The 7,902-nt window shown below is 69.9% G+C and carries 5 protein-coding genes and 1 pseudogene; 3 read left to right on the top strand and 3 right to left on the bottom strand.

Annotated elements, in window-relative coordinates:
• From CAP_RS42930 to CAP_RS55945, 3 genes and pseudogenes are all read right to left on the bottom strand, one after another.
• The coding region (locus tag CAP_RS42930) for a xanthine dehydrogenase family protein molybdopterin-binding subunit (protein ID WP_052376932.1) at positions 1–2,342 on the bottom strand (2,342 nt) is incomplete at its 3' end.
• Positions 2,339–2,980, bottom strand: coding sequence for a (2Fe-2S)-binding protein (locus CAP_RS55940; RefSeq protein WP_081865853.1), 642 nt, complete (start codon positions 2,978–2,980; stop codon positions 2,339–2,341). The genes CAP_RS55940 and CAP_RS42930, both read right to left, overlap by 4 nt.
• A gap of 171 nt (positions 2,981–3,151) precedes the next feature.
• Positions 3,152–4,153: pseudogene (locus tag CAP_RS55945) on the bottom strand (hydroxymethylglutaryl-CoA lyase-like TIM-barrel protein); the annotation flags it as partial.
• A gap of 160 nt (positions 4,154–4,313) precedes the next feature.
• On the opposite strand from CAP_RS55945, the gene htpG reads away from it, so the two are divergent.
• The 3 genes from htpG (at position 4,314) to CAP_RS42945 (ending at position 7,386) form a co-directional block, all read left to right on the top strand.
• The gene (htpG, locus tag CAP_RS42940) at positions 4,314–6,263 is read left to right on the top strand and encodes a molecular chaperone HtpG (protein ID WP_052376934.1); all 1,950 of its coding nucleotides are present in this window, start codon (positions 4,314–4,316) and stop codon (positions 6,261–6,263) included.
• 600 nt (positions 6,264–6,863) lie between these two features.
• Positions 6,864–7,040, top strand: a complete 177-nt coding sequence (locus CAP_RS54745) for a hypothetical protein (protein ID WP_231512031.1) — start codon at positions 6,864–6,866, stop codon at positions 7,038–7,040.
• Between the two features lie 13 nt (positions 7,041–7,053).
• Positions 7,054–7,386 carry a DUF3732 domain-containing protein gene (locus CAP_RS42945; RefSeq protein ID WP_052376935.1) on the top strand — a complete coding sequence of 111 codons (333 nt, stop codon included), beginning with the start codon at positions 7,054–7,056 and terminating at the stop codon, positions 7,384–7,386.
• Positions 7,387–7,902 lie beyond the last annotated feature (516 nt).

Below are 7,902 nucleotides of genomic sequence, written 5' to 3' on the forward strand. Positions count from 1 at the left end.
GCCACGCCCGCCACGCCCGCCACGCCCGCCGTCTCCTCGACGCGCACGGCCCCTTCCTCGCGCCGCGCCTTCTCCCCCAGCGCCGCGAGCACCCGCCCGGGGCTGAACGGGAGCCGATCGATGCGCACCCCCACCGCGTCGAAGATCGCATTGGCGATGGCCGGGATCGACGGGTGGAGCGGCCCCTCCCCCGCTTCCTTCGCCCCGAGCGGCCCTTCCGGATCCTGCGACTCCACGATCAGCGCCACCAGGTCGGGCACGTCGAGCGTGGTGGGGATGCGGTAGTCGAGCAGGCTCGGACCGTGGTGCAGCCCATCGCTCCCGATGACGTGCTCTTCGAGGAGCGCCTCGGCCGCCCCCATGTACGCAGACCCCTCCATCTGCCCCTCCACCAGCGTCGGGCACAGCGCCTTGCCGCAGTCGTGGGCCACCCAGATGGTCTTCACCTCGACGCGCCCTGTCTCCACGTCGACTTCCACCTCGGCCACGTGCGCGGTGAACGAGTATGCCGGCGACGCCCCGATGGTCCCGCCGCGGTAGTCCCCCCCGAGCTTCGGCGTGTTGTAGTGCCCCACCGCCCCGAGCGTGCCGAACCGCCCCTCCGCGAGCTGGATGGCCTCCGTGACCGGCACCCCCCGCCCCGGATCCCGCGCGACCACCAGCGCCCCCCGCGTCACCAGGATCTCCCCTGGCGCCACCTCGAGCTTCGCCGCCACCGCCTCGCAGAGCTTGTCCCGGATCTGCCGCGCCGCGTGGAGCGCCGCGTTCCCGTTCATGAACGTCCCGCGCGACGAGTACGCCCCGAGGTCCACCGGCGCGAGGTCCGTGTCCCCCGAGACCACCCGCACCGCCCCGAGATCGAGCCCCAGCGTGTCCGCGACCAGCACCGCGAGCATGGTGTCGCACCCCTGCCCGATCTCGCTCTGCCCCGAGAACACCGTGACCACCCCCGACCGGTCCACCTTGAGCTGCACCGCGCTCTGCGGCATGTCGTTCGGGTAAATCGCGTAGTTCGTCCCGCAGATGTACGAGCTCGCCGCCACCCCGAGCCCCCTCCCCGGGCCGAGCTTTCCCCGCCGCTCCTTCCAGCCGCTCGCGCGCTCCACCGCGTCGAGGCACGCCTCGATGCCGCTCGACGTCACCCGCATCCCGTTCAGCGTCGTCGACGACGGCGCCACCAGGTTCTGCCGCCGCAGCGCGATGGGATCCATGCCGAGGCGCTCCGCGATCTTGTCGAGCGACACCTCGAACGCGAAGCGCGGCTGGACGCTCCCGTGGCCCCGCTTGGGCCCGCAGGGAGGCTTGTTCGTGAAGTACCGCGTCGACGAGAACCGGTACGCCTCCGCGAACGCCGGCAAGGTGAGGAGCTGCCCGGAGTAGTAGGCCGTCACCAGCCCGAACGACGAGTACGCCCCCCCATCGATCGCCGTGCGCACGTCGACCGCCGTGAGCTTCCCCTCCCGCGTCGCCCCCACCGTCATGTGCATGCGCATCGGGTGGCGCCCCCGGTGCGCGTAGAACTCCTCTTCCCGCGTGTAGAGGATCTTCACCGGCCTTCCTGTGACCATGGCCAGCTTCGCCGCGCAGAACTCCAGCGAGAACGGCTCGCTCTTCCCCCCGAACGCCCCCCCGACCGGCGGCTGGATCACCCGGATCCGCGTCGGCGAGATGCGCAGCACCCGCGACAGCTCGCGGTGCAGGTAGTGGGGCACCTGCGTCGTCGACCAGACCGTGAGCAGCCCGTTCTTGTCCCGCTGCGCGATGGCGCAGTGGGTCTCGATCGGCGCGTGCGCCGACCCCTCGTAGTAGTAGTCCCCCTCCACCACCACGTCCGAGCGCCCGAGCTGCCCGTCCACGTCCCCGAAGTCGAGCGAGACCTCCTTGGAGACGTTGTCCTTGCCGCCCTTGCCGAGCCCCACCTCCGGCCGATCGATGGCGGTCTGCAGATCCGTTGCCGCCGGCAGCACCTCGTACGCCACCTCGACCAGGTCCGCGGCCTCGTGCGCGAGCCGCTCATCCTCGGCGGCCACGCACGCCACGGCGTCCCCCACGAAGCGCGCCCGCTCCAGCGCCAGCGGGTACTCGTCGGGCGTCCACGGGATGATCCCGAACCTCTCCGGCATGTCCTTGCCGGTGATCACCGCCACCACCCCCCGCCGCGCCAGCGCGCGCGAGGCATCGACGTGGACGATGCGCGCATGCGGGTGAGGACAGCGCACGATGCGCCCCCAGAGCATGCGCGGCAGGTGAATGTCGTCCGTGTAGCGGACCTGCCCCGTGACCCGCGGCGCGAGCAGGGCCCGCCCCCTCCGCCCCACGAGCCCCGACCCCGCCCCGCTCACGACGCCTGCTCCTTCTCCGTGCGCTCCTTGCGCGCCCTGCTCGCATTGGACGGCAGCGGCGGCGGCGCGCAGTCCGCGCCCGGCAGATCCACCCCTGCCTCCTCGTCGGCCTCACCGCGCTTGATCCTCGCCGCCAGGTCCACCGCCTCGATGATCTTGGTGTAGCCCGTGCAGCGGCAGAGATTCCCGGAGAGCGCGCGCTTGATCTCCTCCCGCGAAGGCCGCTGGTTCCTGTCGAGCAGCGCCGTCGCGCTCATCAGCATCCCGGGCGTACAGAACCCGCACTGCCCACCCCCGAGCCTGTCGAAGCAATCGAGCAGCGGATCCAGGTGCGGCGCCCCTGCCAGCGTCTCCACCGTCTGCACCGCGCGCCCATCGGCTTCGAGCGCCAGGGTGAGGCACGCCAGCACCGGCACCCCGTCCAGCAGCACCGTGCACGCCCCGCAGTCCCCCTTGTCGCACCCCTGCTTGGTCCCGACGAGATCGAGGTCGTACCGCAGCGCCTCCAGCAACGTGCGCCGCGCCGGCACCGCGAGCGCCACCCGGCTCCCGCCGACCTGCCCCGCTTGACCCGCCTGACCCGCCGCGTTCCCCCCGGAGCGCGCGGCCCCGGAGCGCTCCACCAGGTGCAGCGTCATGGGCACCAGCGCCTCCTCCGGCGCCTCCTCTGCGGCTTCTTCCGCCAGCACCCGGTAGCCGCGATCCCCCTCCTGCTCCTGCCGGTACCGAACCCCTGCGATGGGATGATCCGGCGGGATCACCCACGAGAGCGCCCGCGCCCCCAGCGCGCAGTACTCCGCGAGCCGCTCGCGCGGCACCCGAGGCCTCGCCCCGAGGCGCCCCAGGTTGTCCACGAGCAGCTCCAGGCAGGTGTTCCCGACCCGCTCCCCCACCCCGAGCGCCGTGCCGTGCACCCGCTCCACCCCGAGCGACGCCGCCCAGAGCGCCGTGGGCAGCGAGAGCCCCCGATCGTGGTGCGCGTGCCAGTCGAGCTGGAGGCCCTCCGCCCCCATCGCCGCGACTTCCCGGCGCACGAACGCGATCAGCTCGGCGACCCCGTACGGCGTCACGTGCCCCGTGGTGTCACACAAGCACAGCCGCTCCGCGCCTCCCTCGACCGCCGCCCGGAACAGGACCCGGAGCACCTCGGGATGCGCGCGCGTCGTGTCCTCGGTGACGAGGCAGAACTTCAGGTTTCCCCGGCGCGCCGCCGCGGCAGCACGCTCGATCGCCCGCACCATGAAGTCGAGGTCCCACCCCTCCGCGAAGTGCCGGATCGGCGAGCTCCCGATGAACGAGTACACCTCGATGGGGAGCCCGCTCTCGTCGGCCGCCCGGACGATCCCCTCCACGTCTGCGGCGACCGTGCGCGCCGCGGCCGTGGCCAAAAGCGGCAGCCGCGCCGACCGGATCTCGCGGCACAGCGCCCGGCTGTGCTCCGTGTGCCGCACCCCGGCCCCCGGCAGCCCCACGCTCACCGCATCCACCCCGATCGCGGCCATGGCGTGCAGGAGGTCGATCTTGTGCCCGATGGGCGGGTTCACCCCCGAGGCATTCTGCAGCCCATCGCGCAGCGTCTCGTCCACGACCCGCACGCTCTGCGGCGGCCTCCAGGCGAGCCCCCACCCCTCCCCGTTCTCCCCGGCCTCCCGCACCCCGGCCCCCCGCACCCCGGTCCCTCGCGCCCCGGCCCCCCGCACCCCGGTCCCTCGCGCCCCGGTCCCTCGCGCCTCGGCCTCGCCCGTCCTGGCCGACTCCGCCGCGCAGGCCGCCTCGTCTCCGCGGTTCCAGTCGTAGGTCGCGCGCTCCATGGGACCTGCTGCCTCCTCAGGGGGCCGCCGGGGCCCCTCCTGCCGAGCTGCACCGCCCTGTCCGGGTGTCCGGGGAGGTTACCCCAAAGCCCCTCTTCGCGAACAACCTTCGCCGAGGGTATTGCCCTTTTCACCATGGAGATCCATTCGTGTCATCGCCATGAGCACGGAGACTCCGAACCCGAACCCCACCGACCCCCCGGCCAACCAGCCGGACACCTCTTCGCCGGCCCCTGCGGCTGTCGAACTTCCCTTCCAGGCCGAGGTGCAGCAGGTCCTCGCCCTGGTCATCAACTCGCTGTACACCAACCAGGAAGTCTTCCTGCGCGAGCTGATCTCGAACGCTTCCGACGCCCTCGACAAGGCCCGGTTCCTTGCCCTGACGCGCAGCGACGCTGCGGAGCAGCAAGGCGAGCCGGGGATCACCATCACCCTCGACGACACGGCCCGCACCCTCACCATCGAGGACAACGGCGTCGGGATGACCCGTGACGAGGTGGTGCAGAACCTCGGCACCATCGCCAAGAGCGGCACCCTCGAGTTCCTGAAGGCGAACGCCGAGGCCTCGAAGAAGAAGGACGACGGCAGCAAGCTGCAGCTCATCGGCCAGTTCGGCGTGGGCTTCTACGCCGCCTTCATGGTGGCCAGCCGGGTCGACGTGCACACCCGCTCCATGCTCCCTGGCGCCGAGCCCGTGCTCTGGCGCTCCGCCGGTGCCGGCACCTTCTCCCTCGCCGCGGGCGACCGCGAGCACCCTGGCACCCGCATCGTGCTCCACCTGAAGGAGGAGGCGAAGGAGTACACCAAGGCCTGGCGGGTGAAGGAGATCATCCGCAAGTACTCGGACTTCGTTCACTTCCCCATCAAGCTGAACGACGAGCTGGCGAACCGCTCGACCGCCCTCTGGACCCTGCCGAAGTCTCAGGTCACCGAGGAGCAGCACGCGGAGCTCTTCCATCACGTCACGAGCGGCTACCTCGGCGAGAAGCCGCTGCACCACGTGCACATCGCCGTCGACGCCCCCGTGCAGTTCTACGCCTTGCTCTACATCCCCGAGAAGGCGCCCCCGGACATGTTCCAGAAGGACCGCCAGGGCATCCGCCTCTACGCGAAGCGCGTCCTCATCATGGAGGACTGCGACAAGCTCGCCCCCCTCTACCTGCGCTTCCTCCGCGGCGTCGTCGACTCCGAGGACCTGAGCCTCAACGTCTCCCGCGAGATCCTCCAGGAGAGCCGCACCCTCTCCCAGATCGAGCAGCAGATCACCCGCCAGGTGCTCCGCGCCTTGAAGGACCTCGCCGAGTCCGACCCCGAGAAGTACCAGGCCTTCTGGAAGGAGTTCGGCAAGGTCCTCAAGGAGGGTGTCTCCCTCGACTGGAAGAACAAGGACCAGATCGCCGAGCTATGCCGCTTCGAGACCCTGAAGGGCGAGGCCGGCAAGCTCACCTCTCTCCGGCAGTACGTGGACGCGATGCCGGAAGACCAGAAGGAGATCTACTACATCACCGGTCTCGGCCGCGCCGCCGTGGAGCGCAGCCCGCACCTCGAAGCCTTCCGCAAGCGCGGCTACGACGTCCTCTTCATGACCGAGCCCGTGGACGAGTGGCTGGTGAAGTCCCTCGACGAGTTCGACAAGCGCCGCCTGAAGAGCGTGACCCACGGCGACGTGGACCTCGGCGAGTCCACCGAGGAGAAGAAGACCGACGAGGCAGCCGTGGACGCCGCGATCAAGGCCGTGAAGGAAGCGCTCGGCGACCGCGTGAAGGAGGTGCGCGCCTCCCGTCGCCTCACCGACAGCGCGAGCTGCCTGGTGTCCGCCGAGGGAGACCCAGGCGCGAACTTCGAGCGCATCCTGAAGATGATGGATCAGGCGCCCGGCGGCCTGCAGGAGTCGAAGCGCATCCTGGAGCTGAACCCGTCCCACCCGATCGTGAAGAACCTGAGCAAGGTCGCGGAGCGCGAGCCGGGCTCGGACCGGGTGAAGCAGTGGGCAGAGCTGCTCTTCGACCAGGCGCTGCTCGCCGAGGGCGTGGTGCAGGATCCGGCCAAGCTCGTGGCGAAGATCCAGGACCTGCTCACGCAGGTCTCGGGCGCCGCAGCGTCGGGCTGAGCTTCCCGGGGGGAGGAGCCTTTCTCTGGCTCTCCGTTTCCAGGGCTCGTCCACGGGTCGCCGGCTCTCCATCTCCAGTGCTTCTTCTGGGCTCGGCTGCGCTCCAGTGCTCCAGCGCTCCGGCTCAGGGGGTGGGGGACGGTGGGGGTGGCGCGGTCGCGGGCGGGCGCTGGAGGTGGAGACAAGACACTGGCGATGCTGGGGCTGGCGGAGACGGCGTCTCAGAAGCGCGTCTCGCCTGCGGTTGGGCTCACGCAGAAGCGTTTGGGGAACGCCGCCCTTTGGCGGCGTCTGAAAGGTGGGGGTGCGCTGGGACCGGATGGCGCGCGGCTCGGTGCTCTGGCGCGCCCGCCCGCGACCGCGCCACCCCCACCGTCCCCCACCTCCTACTGCCCGATGAGACTGGATGACGCAATTTCGGCCACCACCTTTCAGCGCGGGTTACTTTCCCACACGCTAATTCGGCTGGGTCGAAATGAGTGGGGTAGCGTATGTCGGCCAAGAAGACGGCAGCTCCAAAGACGGCCAAGAAGGCAGCAGCTCCAAAGACGGCAGAACATCGTCGCAAACCCTGACGTCCTATTCTTCAAGGCCGACACGATGGAGCATAAGGAGAAGTGGCGATCGGAGCTTCAGAACTGGGTCTCTGAAGCTCGTGATTTCGGGCTTCTCGCATCCGAGCTGAACATTGACGACCTGACGATCCGCGTGACAGGAAGCTCGGGACGGCCCGACTTTCTCTGGGAGATCGGCAGCGGCGCGAACTGGCTCTCGTAACCACGTCGCCGCGATGGTCGGGCTCCACGAACTGTTCCTCAGCCAGAAGGAGAGCCCCGTTCCCAGCCTGCTGGTCCTCGATCAGCCTAGCCAAGTCTACTTCCCGCGCACTCTCGCCAAGGATGTTAAGGCGGGCGACGACCCTGCCCTTGGCGACGAGGATGTCGCAGCGGTCCGAAAGGTCTTTGTCACGCTCGCCGAAGCCACGAAGGCGAGCAAGGGCCGGCTGCAAATCCTCGTGCTCGACCACGCAAGCAAGGACGTGTGGGGCGACGTCGACGTTCACCTCGTGGAAGAGTGGCGCGACGGGAAGGCGCTGGTGCCCAAGGCGTGGCTGGCCAGTTAAACAAAATCGAACCAGGGGATCCGTCCCCAGAGGTGGCAGCCCCTCCCCCTCATGAAGGCCGACGTGAGCCTCTCTCCCACCTCGCCCCAGGAAGCCGATGCTTCCATGGTGCAGATCCCTCCCTCAGCAATTCTATGCACTTAGGTCACACCCCTCAGGCAACCTGAGAGGGATCCGGCCGTTTTTGCGACGGACCTGGCGACACCAAACAGCAACCTGGCGACCACTCAACGCCCACCCGCGCCAACCCAACGCCCACCTGGCGACAGCATCAGGGCCACCCGCGCCAACCCAACGCCCACCTGGCGACCACTCAACGCCCACCCGCGCCAACCCAACGCCCACCTGGCGACCACTCAACGCCCACCCGCGCCAGCCCCCAAGCCTACCTGGCACCAGCCCAAACCTACCTGGCACCACCCCCACGACCACCTGGCGCTACCTCAAGGTCGACCGGCTCCACCCCCGAGCGCCCCTGGTCCCACCCCAGCGGAAGGCGGGAGAGGGGTGGCGGGG

It is taken from the genome of Chondromyces apiculatus DSM 436, from assembly GCF_000601485.1.
Taxonomy (GTDB): Bacteria; Myxococcota_A; Polyangia; order Polyangiales; family Polyangiaceae; genus Chondromyces; species Chondromyces apiculatus.

Coding starts and splice junctions, on each gene's coding strand:
- CAP_RS55940 (WP_081865853.1), bottom strand. CDS start 2,980: ATGACGCTGCACCTGGTGGAGCGCTCCGGGGCCGCGCGCTCCGGGGGG.
- htpG (WP_052376934.1), top strand. CDS start 4,314: ATGAGCACGGAGACTCCGAACCCGAACCCCACCGACCCCCCGGCCAAC.
- CAP_RS54745 (WP_231512031.1), top strand. CDS start 6,864: ATGGAGCATAAGGAGAAGTGGCGATCGGAGCTTCAGAACTGGGTCTCT.
- CAP_RS42945 (WP_052376935.1), top strand. CDS start 7,054: ATGGTCGGGCTCCACGAACTGTTCCTCAGCCAGAAGGAGAGCCCCGTT.